This is a genomic window from Paraburkholderia steynii, assembly GCF_900100565.1.
Lineage (GTDB): Bacteria > Pseudomonadota > Gammaproteobacteria > Burkholderiales > Burkholderiaceae > Paraburkholderia > Paraburkholderia terrae.
Genome location: NZ_FNDI01000012.1, coordinates 115,988 through 136,446, shown reverse-complemented (window position 1 = coordinate 136,446; position 20,459 = coordinate 115,988). Strand labels below are relative to the sequence as shown.

General features: G+C 62.4%; 19 protein-coding genes. 10 read left to right on the top strand and 9 right to left on the bottom strand.

Going from position 1 to position 20,459, the window contains the following annotated elements; translation table 11 throughout:
- The first annotated feature begins 19 nt into the window (after positions 1–19).
- From BLT65_RS22140 to BLT65_RS22130, 3 genes are all read left to right on the top strand, one after another.
- Positions 20–655: a chemotaxis protein CheB gene (locus BLT65_RS22140; RefSeq protein WP_167306520.1), complete on the top strand. Its 636-nt coding sequence runs from the start codon at positions 20–22 to the stop codon at positions 653–655.
- Positions 652–1,764 carry a hybrid sensor histidine kinase/response regulator gene (locus BLT65_RS22135; protein ID WP_091780935.1) on the top strand — a complete coding sequence of 371 codons (1,113 nt, stop codon included), beginning with the start codon at positions 652–654 and terminating at the stop codon, positions 1,762–1,764. The genes BLT65_RS22140 and BLT65_RS22135 overlap by 4 nt, the downstream gene beginning before the upstream one ends.
- A 210-nt stretch (positions 1,765–1,974) precedes the next feature.
- The gene (locus BLT65_RS22130) at positions 1,975–2,811 is read left to right on the top strand and encodes a DUF2242 domain-containing protein (protein WP_244186543.1); all 837 of its coding nucleotides are present in this window, start codon (positions 1,975–1,977) and stop codon (positions 2,809–2,811) included.
- Positions 2,812–2,813: 2 nt separating this feature from the next.
- On the opposite strand, the gene BLT65_RS22125 is transcribed toward BLT65_RS22130, so the two are convergent.
- Complete coding sequence (locus tag BLT65_RS22125) at positions 2,814–3,962, bottom strand: Fic family protein (protein WP_279634472.1); 1,149 nt, start codon at positions 3,960–3,962, stop codon at positions 2,814–2,816.
- Positions 3,963–4,441: 479 nt separating this feature from the next.
- Here BLT65_RS22125 and motA point away from each other — a divergent pair, with 479 nt between their 5' ends.
- The 3 genes from motA (at position 4,442) to BLT65_RS22110 (ending at position 7,215) form a co-directional block, all read left to right on the top strand.
- Positions 4,442–5,311 carry a flagellar motor stator protein MotA gene (motA, locus tag BLT65_RS22120; protein ID WP_042304448.1) on the top strand — a complete coding sequence of 290 codons (870 nt, stop codon included), beginning with the start codon at positions 4,442–4,444 and terminating at the stop codon, positions 5,309–5,311.
- A gap of 23 nt (positions 5,312–5,334) precedes the next feature.
- The gene (motB, locus tag BLT65_RS22115) at positions 5,335–6,318 is read left to right on the top strand and encodes a flagellar motor protein MotB (protein ID WP_042304447.1); all 984 of its coding nucleotides are present in this window, start codon (positions 5,335–5,337) and stop codon (positions 6,316–6,318) included.
- Positions 6,319–6,627: 309 nt separating this feature from the next.
- Positions 6,628–7,215: a BPSL1445 family SYLF domain-containing lipoprotein gene (locus tag BLT65_RS22110; protein WP_042304446.1), complete on the top strand. Its 588-nt coding sequence runs from the start codon at positions 6,628–6,630 to the stop codon at positions 7,213–7,215.
- 118 nt (positions 7,216–7,333) lie between these two features.
- Here BLT65_RS22110 and BLT65_RS22105 read toward each other — a convergent pair whose 3' ends face one another.
- Both BLT65_RS22105 and BLT65_RS22100 read right to left on the bottom strand, forming a co-directional pair.
- Positions 7,334–7,984 (bottom strand): hypothetical protein, encoded by a 651-nt coding sequence (locus BLT65_RS22105; RefSeq protein WP_091780926.1) that lies wholly within the window; start codon positions 7,982–7,984, stop codon positions 7,334–7,336.
- Positions 7,985–8,234: 250 nt separating this feature from the next.
- On the bottom strand, positions 8,235–9,173 hold the full coding sequence (locus BLT65_RS22100) for a GlxA family transcriptional regulator (RefSeq protein ID WP_042304445.1): 939 nt from the start codon (positions 9,171–9,173) through the stop codon (positions 8,235–8,237).
- 128 nt (positions 9,174–9,301) lie between these two features.
- Here BLT65_RS22100 and BLT65_RS22095 point away from each other — a divergent pair, with 128 nt between their 5' ends.
- The gene (locus BLT65_RS22095; RefSeq protein ID WP_091780924.1) at positions 9,302–10,117 is read left to right on the top strand and encodes an SDR family NAD(P)-dependent oxidoreductase; all 816 of its coding nucleotides are present in this window, start codon (positions 9,302–9,304) and stop codon (positions 10,115–10,117) included.
- Positions 10,118–10,499: 382 nt separating this feature from the next.
- On the opposite strand, the gene BLT65_RS22090 is transcribed toward BLT65_RS22095, so the two are convergent.
- Both BLT65_RS22090 and BLT65_RS22085 read right to left on the bottom strand, forming a co-directional pair.
- On the bottom strand, positions 10,500–11,615 hold the full coding sequence (locus BLT65_RS22090; protein ID WP_091780921.1) for a succinylglutamate desuccinylase/aspartoacylase family protein: 1,116 nt from the start codon (positions 11,613–11,615) through the stop codon (positions 10,500–10,502).
- A gap of 36 nt (positions 11,616–11,651) precedes the next feature.
- Positions 11,652–12,425: a transporter substrate-binding domain-containing protein gene (locus BLT65_RS22085; protein WP_091780918.1), complete on the bottom strand. Its 774-nt coding sequence runs from the start codon at positions 12,423–12,425 to the stop codon at positions 11,652–11,654.
- Positions 12,426–12,562: 137 nt separating this feature from the next.
- Between BLT65_RS22085 and BLT65_RS22080 the strand changes: the two genes are divergently transcribed.
- On the top strand, positions 12,563–13,495 hold the full coding sequence (locus BLT65_RS22080; protein ID WP_091780915.1) for a LysR substrate-binding domain-containing protein: 933 nt from the start codon (positions 12,563–12,565) through the stop codon (positions 13,493–13,495).
- 217 nt (positions 13,496–13,712) lie between these two features.
- The gene (locus BLT65_RS22075) at positions 13,713–14,402 is read left to right on the top strand and encodes an HD domain-containing protein (protein ID WP_091780913.1); all 690 of its coding nucleotides are present in this window, start codon (positions 13,713–13,715) and stop codon (positions 14,400–14,402) included.
- A gap of 155 nt (positions 14,403–14,557) precedes the next feature.
- Here the strand turns inward: BLT65_RS22075 and BLT65_RS22070 are convergent, their stop codons facing one another.
- Complete coding sequence (locus BLT65_RS22070) at positions 14,558–15,520, bottom strand: helix-turn-helix domain-containing protein (RefSeq protein ID WP_091780910.1); 963 nt, start codon at positions 15,518–15,520, stop codon at positions 14,558–14,560.
- A gap of 283 nt (positions 15,521–15,803) precedes the next feature.
- Between BLT65_RS22070 and hpaR the strand changes: the two genes are divergently transcribed.
- The gene (gene hpaR / locus BLT65_RS22065; RefSeq protein ID WP_091780907.1) at positions 15,804–16,298 is read left to right on the top strand and encodes a homoprotocatechuate degradation operon regulator HpaR; all 495 of its coding nucleotides are present in this window, start codon (positions 15,804–15,806) and stop codon (positions 16,296–16,298) included.
- 808 nt (positions 16,299–17,106) lie between these two features.
- On the opposite strand, the gene BLT65_RS22060 is transcribed toward hpaR, so the two are convergent.
- Genes BLT65_RS22060 through BLT65_RS22050 form a run of 3 tightly spaced genes read right to left on the bottom strand, consistent with a single transcriptional unit; the run spans position 17,107 to position 20,396 of the window.
- On the bottom strand, positions 17,107–17,286 hold the full coding sequence (locus BLT65_RS22060) for a hypothetical protein (protein WP_042304510.1): 180 nt from the start codon (positions 17,284–17,286) through the stop codon (positions 17,107–17,109).
- A 28-nt stretch (positions 17,287–17,314) separates the two neighbouring features.
- Complete coding sequence (locus BLT65_RS22055) at positions 17,315–19,009, bottom strand: FAD-dependent oxidoreductase (protein WP_091781176.1); 1,695 nt, start codon at positions 19,007–19,009, stop codon at positions 17,315–17,317.
- Positions 19,010–19,031: 22 nt separating this feature from the next.
- Entirely contained in the window at positions 19,032–20,396 is a 1,365-nt protein-coding gene (locus BLT65_RS22050; RefSeq protein ID WP_091780904.1) for an MFS transporter, read from the bottom strand.
- Between the last annotated feature and the right edge of the window lie 63 nt (positions 20,397–20,459).

Sequence of the window (20,459 nt, the reverse complement as noted above, 5' to 3'; positions counted from 1 at the left end):
GAACGATCGATCGACGCGTATGAACACACCTCGCCGACCTTCTCCATTGGGCGCAACCGCGCCGATGGAAACGCGCGCGTTCGAGGCGGTGGCGATCGGCGCGTCGGCGGGTGGCATCGACGCGTTGAACGTGCTGTTGCCCGCGCTGCCGGCATCGTTCGGGATCGCCGTGGTGATCGTCTCGCACCTGCCCGCCGATTCGCCGAGCCGTCTGGCCGAAACGCTCGGCTATCGCTGCGTGCTGCCCGTCGTCGAGCCGGATGCGGGCGAGCCGCTCCTGCCGGGCCGCGTGCATCTCGCGCCGCCCGGCTATCACATGCTGATCGACGACGACCGCACGGTCGCGCTGTCGATCGATTCGACCGTGCGCTATTCGCGGCCGTCCATCGACGTGCTGTTCGAATCCGCCGCACACGTGTACCGCGAGCGGCTGCTCGGCATCCTGCTGTCGGGCGCGAACGACGACGGCGCGCACGGCCTCGAAGTGATCCGCGCGATGGGCGGCCTCGCGTGGGTGCAGGACCCACAAACGGCTGTCTCCGCGACGATGCCGCGCGCGGCCATTACGCGTGGCGCCGTCGACGAAGTGCTTTCTCCAACCCTGATGGCCCGGCGGCTCGCCGGTTTGCCGCCTCACACTAGAACGATGACATGAGGAACTCACCCGTCAACATTCTGATCGTCGACGATATCGCGCATAACATCACGGCGCTCGAAGCGCTGCTGGCGCGTCCGGGGATCGAGCTGCTGGTCGCGAACTCGGGCACGGCCGCGCTCGACCTGCTGCTCAAGCATGAAGCCGCGCTCGCGATCCTCGACGTCAACATGCCCGGCATGAACGGCTTCGAGCTTGCGTCGCTGATGCGCGGCAGCCCGCGCACGTCGCACGTGCCGATCATCTTTCTGACGGCCACGGCGGAAGACGCGTCGCGCACGTTTCGCGGCTACGAAGCGGGCGCCGTCGATTTCCTGCACAAGCCGTTCGACCCGCGCATCCTGCAATCGAAGGTCGATGTGTTCGTGCAGTTGGAGCAGCACAAGCGCCAACTCGCCGATCAGCTGTTGACCACGCGCCAGTTGCTCGAAGCGAACGAGATGTTGATGGCCGTGCTCGGCCACGATCTGCGCACGCCGCTCGGCACGGTGCTGGCGTCAGCGGAATTTCTCGTGCGCAACGCCTCCGACGAGCAATCGGCGACCGTCGCGGGCCGCATCAGGAACAGCACGATGCGCATGTCGCGGATGGTGCATCAGTTGCTCAACCTCGCGCGCCTCCAAGGCGGCCGCATGCAATTGCAACCGCGTGCAAGCGATCTGGCGGCGCTGTGCCGCGGCGTGATCGAAGAGTTCGCGACGCATGAGCGCGCCGGCCAGATCGTGTTCACTTCGCGCGGCAACACGACGGGCACGTGGGATACCGACCTGCTGTGGCAGGCCATTTCGAATCTGATCAGCAATGCGCTGCATCACGGCGAGCACGACAGCCCGATCACAGTCGACCTCAATGCTGAAGAGCCGAACCGGCTCCGCTTGACTGTCAGCAACCGCGGCGCGATTCCGCCCGCGATGCTGCCGCATCTGTTCGAGGCTTTCGGCTCGAACGGCGCGGGCGAGCGCTCGCGCGAAGGGCTCGGCCTCGGGCTGCACATCGTGGACAAGATCGTCCACATGCATGGCGGCAAGGTGACGGGCAAATCGGACGAGATCGTCGGCACTGTCTTTACGGTCGAACTGCCGCGCACCGCGCAAAGCTGGGTGCTCTGACACGGCGCGACGGCCGGCAGGCCGCGCGCCTGAAATACTTCGTAAGAGATACGCCAGCGGAGCGGGCGCCTTGCGCGGCATGGGCAAGCGTCCGCGCCCCGTTTCGCGCGCCGCCCGAGCGCGTGCGGCTGTCAGTCGATGTAATAACGGCTTGCCATCAAACCGCACTACAATGCTTGCCGTCCGATGCCCGTTGTTCGCCTCTTCATCATGTCCAGCCGCCCTTCCCGTATTGCTCTCGCGTTGACCCTGCCCGTGCTTGCCGCGCTCGGCGCGTGCTCGACGCCGCCCAAGGCGAAGCTGCAGGAAGACTTCGTCAGCAGCGGCGCGAGTCCGTACACGCGCACGTTTCAGGTGACGAGCACGGAGGCCTGCGAAGGCGCGCGCCGCGCGCTCCTGAGCCAGGGCTACATGACGACGCTGGTGCGCCCCGATACCGTCGACGCCAGCAAGAACTTCCAGCCTGCCAGCGACTCGCACTTCACCGTTGAATTCCACATCGTCTGCACGGCGGGCGACGACGCGACCAACAGCAGCATCGTCTATGCGAACGCGGTGCAGAGCGGCTACGCGCTCAAGAAGAGCGATACGTCGGCGAGCGTCGGGTTGAGCGTGCTCGGCTCGCTGTCGCTGCCGATCCGCCAGAACAGCGACGCGATGGTGAAGATTTCCAGCGAAACGATCCAGTCGGGCAAGTTCTACGACGGCTTCTTCAATCTGATCAGCCATTATCTGGCCAACGTGGTGCGCAGCGTGCCCGTGCCGGGCAATACCGTCGACGCGACGCCGCTGCCCATGCCCGCTCCCGCGCCCGCGCTGGTGGTCACGCCGATGTCGTCCATGCCCGGCGGCAACGCGGCGCCTGTCATCATGCCCGCGCCATCGAAGGAACAGGCCGCGCCGCTTGCAGCGGCAGCGACACCGGTTGCTTCGGCAACGCCCGTCTCTGCGACAACGCACGCGCACGAAGCCGCCGCTGCTTCGCCTGACAGCACGCCTGCGATCATCGAATCGCCGGCTTCGGATGCGGCGGCTTTGGCGCAGTGAAGTTATGCGGCCGTGTCCGCCGGTCCCCACCCTGGGATGTTCAGGTAATAGCGGGTCGATCGACCGGCACCGATCTTGGACAATAGCCCCATGTCCTCGAGTTCGATGAGTTCACGCGACGCTGTGGCCCGCGAGGTGCCACCGGCGCTCTCGTACTTTCTGGTGCTCATGCCCCCTTCGAAGCCGTTGGGACCGGCGTCGAGCAGAAGGTTGACGACTTTGCGCTGTCGAGGCGTAAGTACCTTGTCCTGATGGTTCATCCAGAAAATGGCTTTAGCGAGCGTGGTGTCCACGACACTGGACGCTTCTTCGCAGGACACTCGCACCTGTTCGACAAACCACAGCACCCATTCGGTCACGTCCAGCTCGCCATGCTGAGCGCGCTCGAGTTGCGCGTAGTAGTCGCGTCGCTTGTCGAGCAGGCGCTGTGAGGTACGAATCAGGCGGCTGACTTCACCGCTGTCGCGCGCCAGCACGAGGTCGATCAGCACTCGACCAATGCGGCCATTCCCGTCCTCAAAGGGGTGAATCGTCTCGAACCACAGGTGGGCGAGTGCCGCTTTGACCAGACTGTCGTGCCCGGTCGCTGCGTTGAACCAGTCCAGGAACTTCTGCATTTCGGTCGGGACATCCGCCGATGACGGCGCCTCGTAGTGGACCTTTTCACGTCCGACGCTCCCGCTGACGATTTGCATCGGCTCGGCACGCTCGCGGTAGGCGCCTACGAGAATTTTGACCATGCCCGAGTAGCCAGTCGGAAAGAGCGCCGCCTGCCACGCACACAATCGATCGTGCGTAAGTGGCGCTTCCCGTTGCCGCACAGCGTCATCCATGATGTCGAGAAGCCCTTCGACGCTTCGGGGCGCAATCGGGCCATCCTGATTCCCGACACCGAGTCGCCGTGCCACGGACGACCGCACTGCGGTGAGGTCGATGCGTTCGCCCTCGATGGCCGCCGTCGCGACTGCATCCTGGCTCCAGGCCTCGGCGGCAAGTTCGAGGCGCCGCTCGAAGCCAAGACCCGCCAGCTTGCCTTCAACGACGCCCTGAGCTCTGCGCGCGCGGGCCAACTCGCCGCCGACGCGAACAGCGTCGTAGTGCATGGCTGGCCACGATAAGGCTTTCCAGATGAGAGGTCGGGTTGGTGACATGGTGCTGAATGCGTTGAGGCGATTGCGGGCTCTAATCGACTCGAATTGTGAGTCGAAAACAGTGTAACCCACTTGAGTCGATTGCGCGCCTAATCGACTCAAATCATGAGTCGATGCACACCCCTGCGGACTGGACCACCGCATGTAGTGCCCGCTTTCAACAGATGCGCTGGCGTGCTTTGTTATTCACGAACTATTTTCACGCCACACTCAAGATTTCAGCCATGTTGCCGACCGCGGACAATTATCTGTTTTAAATCATCGATCGGTAAAAACCTTCTGAGTAAAAACGACCGAAGCATCGATACAAATCAAATAGTCGAAAATATTTTCCCGATTGGGCTTTGCCCGCACTTAAGCACGCCGCCGATCCAGCCGTTACTACCTTCACGGAATTAACAAAACGGTACGCAATTTCAGGCAGTAAAACCTGCCGATTCATTTGCGTGCCGCACGTTGCTAAAAATTGGAGAGGGTCCATGTTTGTCGCTATTGGTTGGGTGCTCGTTCTCGGCTCTGTGATCGGGAGCTTCGTGGGAGTGGGCGGCCATTTGCCCGCGCTGGTTCAGCCGTTCGAACTGCTGTGTATTTTCGGCGCGGCAATGGGCGCGTTCGTCGTCAGCAATCCCGTTTCGGTATTGAAGAAAACCATCAAGGCTTTGCCCGGATGCTTCAAGGGCGGCAGTTATTCGAAAGAGGTTTATCTCGAACTGATTGCGCTGCTCTACGAGCTGCTTCAGAAAGCGCGTAAGGAAGGCATGATGGCGCTCGAAGTCGACGTCAATGCGCCGGAAGAAAGTGCGCTTTTCCAGAAGTATTCGCACGTTTTGAAGGACCATCATCTGCTCGATTTCATTGTCGATTATCTGCGGATGATGGCGACGGGCAACGTCAACGTACACGAGGTGCAGGACCTGATGGACGAAGAGCTGGCGACGCATCACGCCGAATCGTCGGTGGCCGCGAACGCGATCCAGAAGATGGCTGACGGCCTGCCCGCGTTCGGCATCGTCGCGGCCGTGATGGGCGTCGTACACACGATGGGCTCGGTCGGCGCGCCGCCCGCCGTGCTAGGCGAGATGATCGCGGGCGCGCTGGTCGGCACGTTCCTCGGCATTCTGCTCGCGTATGGCTTCATCGGCCCCGTCGCGGATCTGCTCAACGCAAAGGGCCGCGCGGAAGCGAAGCCGTATCAGTGCGTGAAGGCCGTGCTGCTCGCGTCACTGTCCGGCTACGCGCCGCCCGTCGCCATCGAATTCGGCCGCAAAGTGCTGTTCACGGCCGACCGCCCGAGCTTCCAGGAGCTCGACGACGCCGTGCGCGCCACCAAGATGCCGAAGTCGGCCTGACGCGCGCGGAGAAGGAGACTGTCATGGCCGAAAGACGACCCCGCGGCGAAGAGGCGAGCGAGAAAGCCGCGCCCGTCATCGTGCGACGCTCGAAGAAGGGCGACGGGCACGGCGCGCATCACGGCGGCGCATGGAAGATCGCCTACGCGGACTTCGTGACCGCGATGATGGCGTTCTTCCTGCTGATGTGGCTGCTCGGCTCGACGTCGAAGTACGACAAGCAGGGCATCGAGGATTACTTCAACACGCCGCTGTCGAGCCTGCTTGGCGGCAACGAAGGGACGGCGGCAGCGCGTCCGAACGTCATCCAGGGCGGCGGCCGCGACATGTCCGACACGCGCCCCGGCGACGGCAAGAAAGCGCAGCAGGAGCCCGCGAAACCGACGCTCACGCAGGCGACGATGGCGCCCAACGACACCGCGCGTCTCGAACAACTGAAGGCGAAGCTGTCGGCGCTCATCGAGCAGACACCCGCGTTGAAGGCGTTCAAGGATCAGATCCGCATCTCGATCACGAACGAGGGCTTGCGCATCGAGATCGTCGATTCCTTGAAGCGTCCGATGTTCGCGACGGGCAGCGCGAAACTGCAGAGCTACGCGGTGGAGATTCTCACGCAGATCGGTGCGTCGCTGAACGATGTCGATAACCGCATTTCGATTGCGGGCCACACGGATGCCGCTACCTACGCGAACGGCCCGGCAGGTTATTCGAACTGGGAGCTGTCGTCGGAACGCGCGAACGCGGCGCGGCGTGCGTTGGTCGCAGGCGGCATGCGGGAAGACAAGCTGCTGCAGGTACGCGGTCTCGCCGACGTGCTGCCGCTCAACGCGAATGTCGCCGATGAGCCGACCAACCGCCGCATCAGCGTGCTCGTGCTGAACAAGGCCGCCGAGCAGGCGTTCTTCCGCGACGGCGGACGCACGTCGATCGATGAAGCGCTGCCTGCGAGCGAGGCGATTCCCGGCGTGGTGTCGAAACTGAAGGTAAGCACGCGCAGCGCGTATTGATCGCGATGTCGTGTGTTCAGCCGCGCGCTTCGAAAGGAGCGCGCGGCTTTTTTTGCTTCGTTTCAGCGCGAGTTCACTGAGCGAATTGCACGCACAATGAAACGGTCATACGCATCGTTTCGCCCAGCGACACATTCGCGTCGTCAATTGCCTCAGGTTTTGCGCTCAGGCAAGGCAATTTCAGCGCTGCACTTCACAACCGCAACACGTTTCTGATATTGGTAGAGGGAGCGTAGCTGTTGCGCTTGCGCGAGATCACGCGTGCAAACGTGCATTTCCCTTCCAATGCCTCATTGACGGAGAACGACAATGCAAAGAAGACACTTCGTGACAGCAAGTGCCGCTGCACTCGCATACGGCAGTCTGCTGTTGTCGGGCTGCAGCACGACGACGAGCAGCGGTGAATCGGCCGCGACCGACATGTCCAAGCGGCAGTCGATCGACTCCAGCGTCGACGGCGCGCTTTCGAAGCTCTACACGACCGTACAGGGCTCGCGCGAACTGGTCGGCAAGGCGCGCGGCGTACTTGTGTTCCCATCCGTGCTGCAGGTGGGCTTCGTGGTGGGCGGGCAGTATGGCGAAGGCGCGCTGCGCGTCGGCGGCAGCACGGCGGGCTACTACAGCACGATCTCCGGCTCGTTCGGCCTGCAGGCGGGCGCACAGTCGAAGGCGATCATCTTCCTCTTCATGACGCAAGACGCGCTCGACAAATTCCGCAACGCCAAGGGCTGGTCGGCGGGCGCCGATGCGTCGGTGGCGCTCATCAAGGTCGGGGCGAACGGCGCTGTCGATACAACGACGGCAACCGAGCCTGTCGAAGCAATCGTCATGACGAACTCCGGACTGATGGCCGACGTGTCGCTCGCGGGCACCAAGGTGTCGAAGCTGAACATCTGAGCTTGCTGCCGCGCGACGTGGCCCGCTCGCCGCCGTCGCGCATCGCTGCTTCGCGAAAAGAAAAACGGCTCGCCGAGACCGATGGCGGGCCGTTTGCTTTTTGCTTGCGATGCGGCGATCAGAAACGATACGTCACGCCGACCTTCACGATGGGGTACCAGCGCCACTTGTCGGCTTTGTCCTGCAGCGCCTGGCGCTCCTGATCGACGTTCGCCTGACCCGCTTCGGCGACGATGTCCGCGGGGACGTCGAGCGTCACTTCCGGGCGGCCATAGGTGACACCTGCATCGAAGAACGCCGAGAAGCCCTTCTGCGCGACAGGCGTATGACCGAAGCCAATGCCGATATACGGACGCACCGTCGGATACTTCGCCTTCGCGTGAACGGTCTCGCCATTCGTGGCGTAGTTGGTGCCGTTTATGTTGACCGTGCCGCTCGGGCTGTTCGCGTCGCCCGATACGTTATCCCCGCCGATCAACATGCCGGCCGTGATGCGGAACGGCACCGTGGCGGGCGCCGGGAAGAAGTCGAGGTACAGGCCGCCGTGATAGATCTTGGCCTTGCCGTCGTAGTTCAGGCCACCGGCGCTGAAGTTGTGCGAGAGCGCAAAGCCGTTGAATTCGGCGCGGATGTTGTCGCGCGTCCCGAGCGGTTCGGAGAAGCCGATACCGAGGCCTTCCGTGCCGACCTGACCATAAATTTCGTGAGCGTGCGCGACGGGTGCGGACAGCGCAAAGCCCGCCGCGAGCGTGACCAACAGCCTTTTCATCTGTGAGATTTCCATCGGGGTTCTGGAGGGCGCCTGACCTTGACGCCGCGTGTATCGGGAAAAATTGCCCGTCACACGCAATGACCTTGCGTTGCGGCGGCGTCCCAGACCCGTCTTATTACGGACCACTCACAGAAAATCTTTAGTGCATATTTAAAACGTTCTTGGCGTGCCGTCTCAAACCCTTTAAATGGCGGGCTCCTCAGCTGAAATCGATAAATTACACGGCCTTACCAATGCTTTAAATCCGTCATTCGATGCCGCGCGTCAATCGCTGGATCGCCTGAGGCGGCTGGCCGAACGCACGCAAAAAAGCCCGGCGCATGCGCTCGCGGTCGCCGAAGCCCACGTCGCGCGCCACCACGTCGACGCCGTGTCGCCCTGTCTCGAGCATCAGACGCGCCGCTTCGACGCGCAGCCGCTCGACCGCCTTCGCGGGCGTCTGCCCCGTTTCTTCCCTGAACGCGCGCGTGAACTGCCGCGGGCTCAGATGCGCGGCGTCCGCGAGCTGCTCGACGGAAAGCGGCGTGTTCAGATTGCGCCTCGCGTACGACAGCGCCGTCTGGATGCGATCGGACTTCGGCTCGAGTTCGAGCAGCGCCGAAAACTGCGATTGACCGCCCGCGCGCCGGTGATACACGACGAGCTTGCGCGCGACATGGCGCGCAAGCTCCACGCCCGCGTCCTTTTCGACGAACGCGAGCGCAAGATCGATGCACGCCGTCATACCCGCCGACGTCCACACGTCGTTATCGATGATGAAGATGCGGTCCTCTTCCACTTTCACAGCTGGATAACGTTTGCGCATGTCTTCGGCGTAGTACCAGTGCGTGGTCGCGCGCCTGTCGTCCAGCAGGCCCGCATCGGCCAGATGAAACGCGCCCGTGCAGGCGGCGGCAACGCGGCGCGCCGCCGGCGCCGCCCGCTTCAGGAACTCGATCAGCGACGGCGGCGACGGCTGCAAATCGTTGTCGCCGACAACAAGGATCGTGTCGAAGCGGCTGTCGTCGAACGGCTGGGTCGAGACCTCGAAGCCGGACGAGCACGGCACCGGCCCGCCGTGCTCGGACAGCAGAACGTATTCGTACAAGGGCTCGCTCATCTCGCGGTTCGCGAACTCCAGCACGCTCGTCATGCCGAGATTCATCACCTGAAAACCGGGGAACAGAACGATTCCGACGCGCAGCATGGCTTGGCTCCAGTGATGTCCGGAAAAGAGGCATATACGACATTGAGGCCATGTGAGTATGCACCTAATCTGACGGTCATGCAGACGACGCCGCGTCGCCTGCGCCCTCTGACCTCAGGAGCATTGATATGTCGAATTCTTCCAATACCGCAGCGAACCTCGGCACGGCCGTCGTGACGGGCGCCTCGTCGGGCATCGGCGCGATCTACGCGGATCGCCTCGCACGCCGTGGCTATGACCTGATCCTCGTTGCCCGCAACCGCGCGCGCCTCGAACAACTGGCGACGCGGATCTCGAACGAAACGGGCCGCTCGGTAGAAATCGTCGCCGCCGACCTGAACGACGACGCCGATATCCGCCGTGTCGAAAACGTGCTGCGCACCGACGCGAGCATCACGATGCTGGTGAACAACGCGGGCGTTGGCGCTGCGGCACCGCTGGTGGATTCCGACGTCGGCAAGATGGAAGCGATGATCAAGCTGAACGTCGTCGCGCTGACGCGGCTCACGTACGCCATCGCGCCCGGCTTCGTCGCGCGTGGCGGCGGCAACATCATCAACATTGCGTCGATCGTGGCCGTGGCGCCGGAGATCCTGAACGGCGTGTATGGCGGCACAAAGGCATTCGTGCTGGCGTTCACGCAATCGCTGCATCACGAACTGGCGAGCAAGGGTGTCAAGGTGCAAGCCGTTTTGCCGGGCGCGACGCGCACCGAGTTCTGGAGCGTCGCGGGTATGCCGATCGAGACCGTCGAAGAGATGGGCATTGTGATGTCGGCGGAACAGATGGTGGATGCGTCTCTTGTCGGCTTCGATCTGGGTGAACTCGCGACGATTCCGTCGCTGCCCGATTACGCCGACTGGCAAGCGTTCGAGTCGGCGCGCGCCGCGCTTGGGCCGAATTTGTCGCGTACGACGCCGGCTGCGCGGTTCAATGTGGCTTGATGTTGTGAGGTGAGTGCGGTGCGACGCGATGGGGGTTTCACGTCGCGTCGCGCTTTGCCGTGCGGGGTGCGGCGAGTTTATGCGCCTAGACCATGTGCTCGAAGCGTCAGGCTTCGCGAACGGTCAGAACGCGGTGAGGTGCGGAGTTTATGCGCCTAAACCGCATGCCCGAAGCGACGGACGTCGCGAGCGGCTAACACGCGGCGAGGCGCGGAATTTACGCGCCTGAACCGCATGCCCGAAGCGCCGCACGTCGCGAACAGCTAACCCGCGCGGAGGCGCGGGGTTTATGCGCCTAAACCGCATGCCCAAAGCAGCGTATGCCGCCAACGGCCAGCCCCGCGCCGAGGCGCAGAGTTTATGCGCCTAAACTCGACGCGCCTCACGCGCCCAGCAGCACGCCGGTACGGAACGCCCGCGTTCCCGTCACGCGGCCAAGCGGCGCGCCCGCCGTCACGAAGCGGATCGCGCGTCGCATATAGAGCACGCCTTCCGTATTGCTGGTGATCGTCGTGGTTTCGTCTGTCAACGGATCGACGATATCGAACAGCGCGTCGCCGGCGCGAATCCAGTCGCCGATCTTCACGCGATGCACGAGGATGCCGCTAACGGGCGCGTAGAACTGCTCGCTGCCCGCGAGCGGCGTCGCGGGCGTCGGCAGTTCCGGCAGCGGCTTCGCGCTACCTTCGATTGCCTTGCGATGCGTCAGATAGTCGACGAGCGCGTCGGCGTCCTGCTGCGCAACTTCATACGATACGTCACGCTGTCCACGGCATTCGATCGTCACCGCAACCGTGCCCGTCGGCACCGGCTTGCCGGCGGGCATCTGTTGCTGCAAATGCCACCACAAGAGGCTGTGCGCTTCATCGAACGCCTGGCCGCCCGAGTCCGTCGCGAGCAGCGACGCTTCCGAGCGCAGATAGCGCGCGAGCGGCTCGACCTCCGGCCAGCCCGCCTCGCTCGTGTAGACGTGCATCACCGCTTCGAGCGAGCAATGCAGATCGATCACGACGTCCGCGTCGTAAGAAAGCTTCAGCAACGCGAGTTGCAACGACTCGTACTCGGTGAGCGGCTTTTGCGCATCCAGTTGCTCACGCACCAGTTCGCGAATCAGATTGCGGTTCTGCTGCGCGTCGGCGCCGAGGCGGTCCTTCGCCCGATCCAGCAGCGTCGTGAACTGCATGAAGTGCCGATTGAAGTTCTTGCCGCTGCCCGCTTCGAACCGGCCGATGAACTGGCCGAGCACATGCTGCCCGAGCCCGACGGGATTCGCGACGGGCACGAGCACGATTTCGGCTTTCAGCAAGCCTTGCGCTTCGAGTTCCACAAGGCGCCGCTTGAGCAGCACCGTCGTGAGCATCGCGGGCGTCTCGTCCGCGTGCAGCGACGACTGGATATAGATCTTTTGCCCGCTGTTTTGCGGGCCGAAATGAAACGCGACGAGTTCGCGTGAGGTGCCGACAGCGGGCGAAAGAAGCGGAATCGATTGCCTGTTCATGTGACTCTTCTGGATGTCGTTCGACGTGTAACCGGATCAGTTACCGTACGGATCGAAGTCGAAATACTTGTGCGCGATCAGCGCGTAGGTGCCGTCTTTGCGCATCGACGCGATTGCGGTGTTGATCGACGCCTGCAACGCGGCTTCGTCCTTGCGCAAACCGATGCCGACGCCGCGATCGCCCATATCGAGCGGCTCGCCGACGAACGCGAAGCCCTTGCCTTGCGGCGTGCGCAGGAAGCCGTAGTCGGCTTCGACGGTGCCGAGCAACGCGCCGTCCAGGCGTCCGTTGACCAGGTCGCTGAATACTTCGTCCTGGCCCTTGTACGCCACCACATGGACACCAGCGGGCGCCCAGTGCGACTGCGCGAACGACTCGAACTGCGTGCCCGTTTGCACGCCGATCTGCTTGCCGGCGAGCGTCGTAGGCGCGCTGCCGTTCAGCGCGGTGCCCTGCTTTGCGACCAGTCGCGACTTGAACTGGAACAGCTTCGACGAAAAGAGAATCTGCTGCTCGCGCTTCGCGGTGATCGCCATCGACGACATGATCGCGTCGATCTTGCGCGCCTGAAGCGCCGGAATCATGCCGGAGAACTCCAGTTCGACCCATTCGCAATGCGCGTGAATGCGCTTGCAGATTTCATTGCCGAGATCGACGTCGAAGCCCTTGAGACTGCCGTCGGGGGATTTCGCATCCATCGGCGGATAGGTCGGGTCGATGCCGAGACGAATCGTGTCGTTATCGCGTGCGAACGCGCCCTGGCTTGCGAAACTCAGTGCGGCGAGGAGAAGTATCAGCGAAGTCTTCATGGCTTACGGGCCTATCGGTCGGCGGTGACGGGATGGATTCTGAGCCGATCCTACGATGCGCCTGTGATACAAAAAAGTGCAAATCTGTCTATCATGATCACTTCTTCTGATCGCCCGTTTTTCCGCCCCTGTCGACGATGGCCCTGACCATTTCCCAACTTCGCGTGTTCACGGCCGTGGCCGAGCACGGCAGCATCCGCGCCGCGTCGCGCGCGCTCGGTATCGCGCAAAGCGGGATCACGCAGCAATTGCAGAATCTCGAATCGATGCTCGGCGCCACGCTCTTCACGCGCACCAATCGCGGCATCGCGCTGACGGCGATCGGGCAGCGCATGCTGCAACGCGCGGCGACGATCCTCGGCGAATGCGCGCGCGCCGAACATGAAGCGCAGCAACTGCGCGGCGAGTACGCCGGACAGGTCACGTTCGGCCTGACGACCGAGCCGCTGATCGATGCGGGCGCGCCCGTGCTGACCGAATTTCGCGAGCGCTTTCCGCGCGTGGCCGCGCACATGCGCACGGGCACGTCGCGGATGATGATTCAGTGGATACGCGAGGGCACGCTCGACTTCGCCGTCGCGCTCGTTTCGAAGCACACGGACACGACCGACCTCTCCGTGACGAAGCTGTATCCGTCCGATCCCGTCGTCGTATGCAGGCGCGGTCATCCGATGGCGCACGCGAAGTCGCTTGCCGAACTCGCGGATTGCTCGTGGATCGCGACGCGCTCGCCCAATCTCACCGACGATCCTCAAGCGCATCGCCTCAACGATCTGTTCGCGAGTCACCGTCTCGCGCCGCCGAGAATCGTCTCGACCGTCGAAGGGCTGTTCGAGTCGCTGCATCTGGTGAGCGAGACGGATTGTCTGTCGCTGGAGGCGGCCGTGGTGACGAAGCGCGGGCCGTTCGCGCGCGTGCTGACCACGATCGACGTGCGCGAGCGCGTCGCCACGCAGGACGTCTGCGTATTGCAACGCGCCGCCGCGCCGCTCACACCCGCCGCCCAGGAACTCGCAACGATGATCGCGTCGTACACGCGAACCGTGCGCGCGCGAAATCATCGGACATAGTTGAGCCGGCAACCACCGCTCACTGTTCGGGCTCCCGTAAACCCTCACCTGAAGCACGTTCCGCCGGCCCTGGCAGAAAACCGCGCGCAGTTGGCAGCATCGCGTGTATCAATGCTTTTGCCGCGCGCGGAGGCTCTCCCTACACTTTGATCACACGCCGATCGCTCACTTCGACACAGCGAACGGCCACCACCGATCACGTTCTGGAGAACCCGAAATGAGCGAAATCATCGCTGGCATCAAGATCCCCGACAGCAAGATGGCGCGCGAAGCGACGCAGCTCGTGCGCGACACCGAAACCGATCTGCTCTATCACCACTCGCGCCGCGTGTTCCTGTTCGGCGCGCTGGCAGGCGAGCGCAAGCAACTGAAGTACGACCCGGAGTTGCTGTACATCGGCGCGATGTTCCATGACATGGGCCTGATGGAGAAATACAGCAGCGCGCACGATCGCTTCGAAGTCGATGGCGCGAATGTCGCGCGTAATTTTCTGCAGGGCTACGGCATCGACGAAAACGACATCGACATGGTGTGGGACTCGATCGCGCTGCACACAACGCCGGGCATTCCGCAGTACAAGAAACCCGTGGTGGCGCTGGTGACGGCCGGCGTCGAAATGGACGTGCTGGGTCTCGCCTATGACGAGTTCTCGACGGAAGACCGCAAGCTGATCGTCGCAGCGCATCCGCGCGGCGAGAGCTTCAAGGAAAACATCATCGATGCGTTCGCGAACGGCACGAAACACAAGCCGCTGACGACGTTCGGCAACGTGAAGGCCGATGTGCTCGCGCTGAAAGACCCGGAATACAAGCGCCTGAACTTCTGCAGCATCATCCTCGGCTCGGCGTGGAACGACTCGAATGTGCAGGCCGGCACCTGCCGCAATCCCGCGCACAACCACGGCTAAGCGCGACTGACCGCTCTCTCCTCGTCAAGGTCTGTTGACGATCAAGCCGCTTGCAGTCTCCGCTCAAGCGTGCCTTTGAATCCGCGTTCTCGCGAGCGCGGATTCTTTTTTTGGTCGGGACAGAACTGCGAACGGATGATGTGTTCGCGCTCCACTCATCGCGCCGGAATCGCGCGTGACGACCGTCGAACGGTGTGCGAAGGCAGTTCGCCAAACTGCGCCTTGTACGCATTGGCGAAATGCCCGAGGTGAACGAATCCCCATTGCGCGGCGGCATCGCTGACGGAGAGATCGGCCTGGCGCGTATCGAGCAACAGACGCCGCACCTGTGCGAGCCGCAACGAGCGCACGTAAGTCAGCGGATTGGTTTGCACGACAGCCTGAAAACTGTTCTGCACCGTGCGCCGGCTCACGCGCAATTGTGTGCAGAGGCTTTGAATGTCGATGAGCTCGTCGGGATGGTTGACCACGAAATCGTGAATGCGGCGCACGATATCGGCCTGACACGCATAGGTCAGCCGGTTCGACGATGCGGGCACGTGATACGCGAGCAGATCGACCAGCGCCTCGCTCACCTGATTTCGCACCGCGTGCTGCGCGCGGATGTCGTCGAACGCCTCGGGTTGCGCCAGCACACGTTCGATCAACGTCGCGAGTTGCAGCCCCGCGCGCGTACATGCGGCGTTCGGAATATCGAGCACGGTGCGGCGAAAGAGATTGTCGTCGAGTTCGACGCCCGCGCAATCGGCGACGCCTTGCAGCATGTCCGAATCGACCACGACGCCGATCAGCGCCATGTCGTCGGGCGAATGGAACTCGAACGGCATGCCGCCTTGCGCCATCACGAACCCGCCGCGATCGATACGCACGCCGCCGAACGAGAACGCCCCCGCGCCTGCGAGCGGAATGCCAAACGTCATATGATTGTCCGGCAACTGCCCGCGCTGCACGACGCGCAGATTCGCCGACTCGTGGAACACCTGCAGGCCGTCCAGCTCGATCTGCTTCACCGCGCTGCGAAACGTGCCTGAGCCGATCTGGTCGTAACGCTGATCCCAGCCCCGCAGCGCGGCCGCGTGGTCATCGGCATCGTTGAAGAACTGGTGATGAACGTACACGGTGCCCCCACAATCTCAAAAAAACCGCCAAGTTGCGTAGAATAAACCGACCACGCGGTCTGGGAAATGCTTCCGAGGGTTTGTCCTGGGCGTTTTCGTCGGCTGGACGCGACAGTCCGTGGATTTTGACGGACGCGCTGACTTCCCCATTCTAGTCGGCGTCAAAAATCCGCCGAAGCCTTCCAGAACACCAGGCGCACTAAAGAAAATCCTTAATGCCCGGCTGTTACCGGGCTAGATTTACTTATATCCTAGCGAATCGCTTTTTCCCGCCTGGATATCAATGGTGACGACCCGATCCCGCTCTGCCACGCCTCTCGCGATGCATCGCAATCTGCCGATGCTGCTGCTGCGCGCGCGCGAACTCATGATGGCGCGCTTTCGTCCCTTGCTTACGGCGCAGGGGCTGACCGAGCAGCAATGGCGCATCATTCGCGCGCTGCACGAAAACGGGCCGCTGGAGCCCCGGCAGATATGCGCGCTATGCACGATTTCGAGTCCGAGTCTCGCCGGTGTCCTCGCGCGTATGGAAGATCTTGGCCATGTAACGAAAGAGCGCTTCGAGGACGATCAACGGCGCGTGCGCGTGTCGCTGACTGCCCAGAGCGCGGAGATCGTCGAGCGGATGAAGCCGATGCTCGAAGCGGAATATCGCGCGCTGGAGGACAAAGTTGGTGCGAAGGTTGTCGGTGATCTTTATGCCGCGGTGGATGCGTTGATCAGGGAACTGGATGCGGAAGAAAGCCGCAATGCGGAGCGAGACGAACGCGGCACGTGAAGCGCGTGGCGCGTGACAGCAGCCGGATCTGCGAGCAGATATTGCTAGTGGTATCTGCGATTTGCCTTTGGGCTTCATGCGTTGCCGTTCGGTGTTTTGGCCTTTACGCTGGCATCCGCGATTTGTTAGCGTGCTTCAAGCGTCGCCCCTGTGCGGGGCGGCACCTACTTTTCTTTGCCGCCGCAAAGAAAAGTAGGCAAAAGAAAGCGGCTCACACCGCCAGTTCTTCTTCCTGCATGAGGGCCCCCAACGGGTCTTACGCTTCACACGGCAACCACGTGACCCACGTTCGTTGCCAACGCTCTCTCTGTACGCCTCACCCGCTTCACGCGCCCGCGTCGCCGCACGCCGTGCCAGATAGTCCACGGCCGCCCAGGTGGCAAACTGTGTGTAGGCCGTAGAGGCACACACGCCTCACTTCGAACCGATAGTACACGCGTCCCACCAGGTAAGAGCGCCGAGTTATACGACGCGACAACCTACACACAGTTTGCCACCTGGGCGGCGCAAACCATTCGCTGCCGCGAGCTCTTGTTCGGGTGTTTGAAGTGGGTGAGGCGCGCATTCGAAGCGTTGGCAACGAACGCGGACAGAAAGGCTGCCGTGTGAAGCGTAAGAACCTTTGGGGGCCCTCAGGCAGGAAGAAGAACTGGCGGTGTTAGCCGCTTTCTTTTGCCTACTTTTCTTTGCGGCGGCAAAGAAAAGTAGGTGCCGCCCCGCACAGGGGCGACGCTTGAAGCACGCTAACAAATCGCGGATGCCAGCGTAAAGGCCAAAACACCGAACGGCAACGCATGAAGCGCAAAAGCTACTCGCTTTCCCCCTCCCCCGCCGCTTCGATCAACTTCAACGACACATCCGCATCACCAATCTTCTCAATCGCCAGCAGCGCAAACCGCGCCAGAAACATCGGCGCATTAGCCTCGCCGACCTGGGTCATCGTCTTGCACAGCCGCGTATAGACGGTATCGAGTTCTGCATCGGTCATCGCGTTCTCCATTCGTTGAATCGGTTCATCAAGCAAGCGCGCGCGTAATCGCGGTCTCGACATCATCCGCGCTTGCATTGCGCCAGCGCCCCAGCACATGTCCATCCGGGCGCAGCAGATACACCGTGCCCGGCTTCGCGTCATAGCGCTCGAAGATGCGCCCCGTGTGATCCCACGCATGCACGCCCTGCGCCTCGGCATGCAAACGCGCGCTGATCGACACAACCTTGAACGGCACGCCACGTTCACGCATCGCTTGCCCAACTGCAGTGAAGTCAGCGGACACGTCGCCCTCTTCACCAAAACACAACACCGTAAACCGCGCACCGACGAGATCCGTCAAATGCGCTTCACGCGCATGCCCACCTTCAGCAATCGTCACCGGAAACTCGGCAAGCACCGCCCCCGGCACCGGCCCCGCCGCAAACCCATCGCCATCGGCAACATTCAACGGCGACTGCACATAAGTAATCGCCGACGTCTGCCGCGGATTAATCAGCGAGCGCACACCCGGATGCTTCACAGCAAGACTCAACACAGCCTTGCGCATCAGATCGAATGCAAACGAAGGCGGCGCCATGAACTCGGTACTCTTCGTGCCATAGCTCAAATTCTCATGCGTAGCGGCAACACGCTCATCCGAATAGCTATCGAGCAACTTCGCCGACGCCAATCCCTTCACAACAAACGCCAGCTTCCACGCGATATTGTCCGCATCATCAATACCCGAATTCGCGCCGCGCACGCCGAAGATCGGCACGAGATGCGCGGCATCGCCCGCGAACATCACGCGCTGGTGACGATAGCGCTCGAGCGTCAACGCGTTGGCCTTGTAGATCGTGATCCAGATGGGCGCCCACTCGCCTTTCTCGCCCATCATGTCGAGCAGGCTTTGCACGCGCGGCATCACGTTTTCAGGCTTCACAGCCTGCTCCGCGTCTTCGCCGTCGCGCAGTTGATAGTCGATTCGCCACACGTTATCCGGCTGCTTGTGAACGAGCACAGTCGAACCCGGATTCGACGAAGGATCAAAATACGCGAGACGTTCCGTCGGACGATCGCTTTGTAGTTCGATATCGACGATCACATAGCGCCCTTCGTAGCTCGTGCCTTGCAACTGCAAGCCGAGCGCTTCGCGGATCGTGCTGCGCCCGCCATCGGCGGCGACGACCCAATCCGTCTCTAGCGCGTAGTCGCCATCTGGCGTGGTCAATTGAAGCGTTGCGCCATCGTCACGCGAATCGATCGACTTCACGCGCGTCTGCCAGCGGATATCGATCAGATCGGCGCGCTTCTCCGCTGCATCCAGCAAGAACTGTTCGATGTGATATTGCGCGAGGTTGACCATCGGCGGCAGCTTCTGGTTCTCGTCCTGCGGCATCGTGAAGTGCAGCACTTCCGTCTCGCGATAGAAGCTGCGTCCGCCTGTCCACGGCAAGCCGGTTTTCAGAAAGCCGTCGAGTGCGCCGAGCCGTTCGATGATCTCCAGACTACGGCGTGAGATGCAGATCGCGCGGCTGCCATAGCAGACGGAGTCGTCCGCTTCGATCAGCACGCAGCGCACGCCGTGATTTGCGAGTCCGAGCGCGACAGCCAGTCCGACGGGCCCGCCGCCGACGATCGTCACCGCGTGACGCTGCGCGTCCACGCCCTGCGTCAGTTGCGGCACGCGCGCTGCGTATTTTTTCCCAGCGAACGGATACGGTTTGAATTGCTTGTTCATCGAATGCTCCAGATCGATTCGTTCAGGCGAGCCGCGCATGTGGCGCTTCGCGTTTATCCATCGGCAGCAACGTCACGATGATCACGCCGATCACCAGCAGCACCGCCGAATACAGCAGCCCCGCCGAAAAGCTATGCGTCGCGTCCCGCAGCCAGCCGACGATCAGCGGATTGAGCGCCGAACTGATGTTGCCCGTCGCGTTGATCACGGCGATGCCGATGGCGCGTGCGCGAAAGCTCAACGCATGATCGGGCGTGGTCCAGAAGATCGACATCGCCGTGTACGAGCCCGCCGACGCGAGGCACACGCCGAACATGCGCATCGCCGGGTTCGCCGAGTATGCGGTGCATAGCCAGCCCGCAGCGGAGAACAGCATCGGAATCATCAGATGCCATTTGCGTTCCTGCTTGCGGTCCGAACGGCGTCCCCACCAGATCATCGCGACGATCGTACACACCTGCGGGATCGCGGCGAGCAAGCCAATCGTGCGATTGCTCGCATCCGCGCTGAAGCTCTTCACGATCAGCGGCGTCCACACGGCGACCATCGCCAGCGTATTCACGAGGCAGAAGTACGCAATCGCGAACTTCACGACAGCCGGCGACAGCAGTTCACTGACGATGCTCTTCTCACTACTCGTATGAGCACTCGCAGTAGCGCCCTGCTTATGTTCCGCAGCAAGTGCCGCGGCAAGCGTGCGCTTTTCTTCGTCGTTGAGCCAGCGCGCCTGTTGCGGGCTGTCGTCGAGATACGCATACACGACAAGACCGAGAATCGCCGACGGCAAGCCTTCGAGCAGGAAGAGCCATTGCCAGCCCTTCAGTCCAAGCGTGCCGTCGAGTCCAAGAATGAAGCCCGACAACGCCGAACCGACCGCGGCCGTCACGGGCATCGCAATCATGAACAGCGCGTTGGCGCGCGCCCGGTACGCGGCCGGAAACCAGTAGGTCAGATACAGCAGAATGCCCGGCAGAAAGCCCGCTTCCGTCACGCCGACCAGTACGCGCAATACATACAGCGTGCCGGGACTCGACGCGAACATCGTCGCCGTCGACGCAAGTCCCCACGCGATCATGATCGTGCCGATCCACCTGCGCGCACCGATGCGCGCCAGCACGACGTTACCCGGAATCCCGAACGCAATGTAGGCGACGTAGAAGAGCGTCGTCGCGAGACCGAATTGCGTGCTGGTGAGCCCGAGGTCCTTCATCATCGTCAGGCCGGCAAAGCCGATGTTGATGCGGTCGAGAAACGAGAAGAAGAACAGCACGAACAGGAACCCCAGCAGATGCCGCGATACCTTCGCGATCACCGGTTGTTCGTGCGCATGCGGCGCGGTGGTGGCAGGCGTCGCATGCAGCGCGCCGGCTCGCGAGGAGGTGTCCATACCGTTGTCTCCGATGTTGTCGCATTCTGATGCGTCGCAGTATGGAGCGCGGCTATGTGCTGC

Bases quoted from the DNA above. Each gene is read 5' to 3' on its own strand.
- BLT65_RS22060 (WP_042304510.1), bottom strand. From the start codon at position 17,286: ATGACCGATGCAGAACTCGATACCGTCTATACGCGGCTGTGCAAGACG.
- BLT65_RS22100 (WP_042304445.1), bottom strand. From the start codon at position 9,173: ATGCTGCGCGTCGGAATCGTTCTGTTCCCCGGTTTTCAGGTGATGAAT.
- BLT65_RS22135 (WP_091780935.1), top strand. From the start codon at position 652: ATGAGGAACTCACCCGTCAACATTCTGATCGTCGACGATATCGCGCAT.
- BLT65_RS22080 (WP_091780915.1), top strand. From the start codon at position 12,563: ATGGCCCTGACCATTTCCCAACTTCGCGTGTTCACGGCCGTGGCCGAG.
- hpaR (WP_091780907.1), top strand. From the start codon at position 15,804: ATGGTGACGACCCGATCCCGCTCTGCCACGCCTCTCGCGATGCATCGC.
- BLT65_RS22095 (WP_091780924.1), top strand. From the start codon at position 9,302: ATGTCGAATTCTTCCAATACCGCAGCGAACCTCGGCACGGCCGTCGTG.
- motB (WP_042304447.1), top strand. From the start codon at position 5,335: ATGGCCGAAAGACGACCCCGCGGCGAAGAGGCGAGCGAGAAAGCCGCG.
- BLT65_RS22085 (WP_091780918.1), bottom strand. From the start codon at position 12,425: ATGAAGACTTCGCTGATACTTCTCCTCGCCGCACTGAGTTTCGCAAGC.
- BLT65_RS22105 (WP_091780926.1), bottom strand. From the start codon at position 7,984: ATGAAAAGGCTGTTGGTCACGCTCGCGGCGGGCTTTGCGCTGTCCGCA.
- motA (WP_042304448.1), top strand. From the start codon at position 4,442: ATGTTTGTCGCTATTGGTTGGGTGCTCGTTCTCGGCTCTGTGATCGGG.
- BLT65_RS22110 (WP_042304446.1), top strand. From the start codon at position 6,628: ATGCAAAGAAGACACTTCGTGACAGCAAGTGCCGCTGCACTCGCATAC.
- BLT65_RS22055 (WP_091781176.1), bottom strand. From the start codon at position 19,009: ATGAACAAGCAATTCAAACCGTATCCGTTCGCTGGGAAAAAATACGCA.
- BLT65_RS22125 (WP_279634472.1), bottom strand. From the start codon at position 3,962: ATGTCACCAACCCGACCTCTCATCTGGAAAGCCTTATCGTGGCCAGCC.
- BLT65_RS22140 (WP_167306520.1), top strand. From the start codon at position 20: ATGAACACACCTCGCCGACCTTCTCCATTGGGCGCAACCGCGCCGATG.
- BLT65_RS22050 (WP_091780904.1), bottom strand. From the start codon at position 20,396: ATGGACACCTCCTCGCGAGCCGGCGCGCTGCATGCGACGCCTGCCACC.
- BLT65_RS22130 (WP_244186543.1), top strand. From the start codon at position 1,975: ATGTCCAGCCGCCCTTCCCGTATTGCTCTCGCGTTGACCCTGCCCGTG.
- BLT65_RS22090 (WP_091780921.1), bottom strand. From the start codon at position 11,615: ATGAACAGGCAATCGATTCCGCTTCTTTCGCCCGCTGTCGGCACCTCA.
- BLT65_RS22075 (WP_091780913.1), top strand. From the start codon at position 13,713: ATGAGCGAAATCATCGCTGGCATCAAGATCCCCGACAGCAAGATGGCG.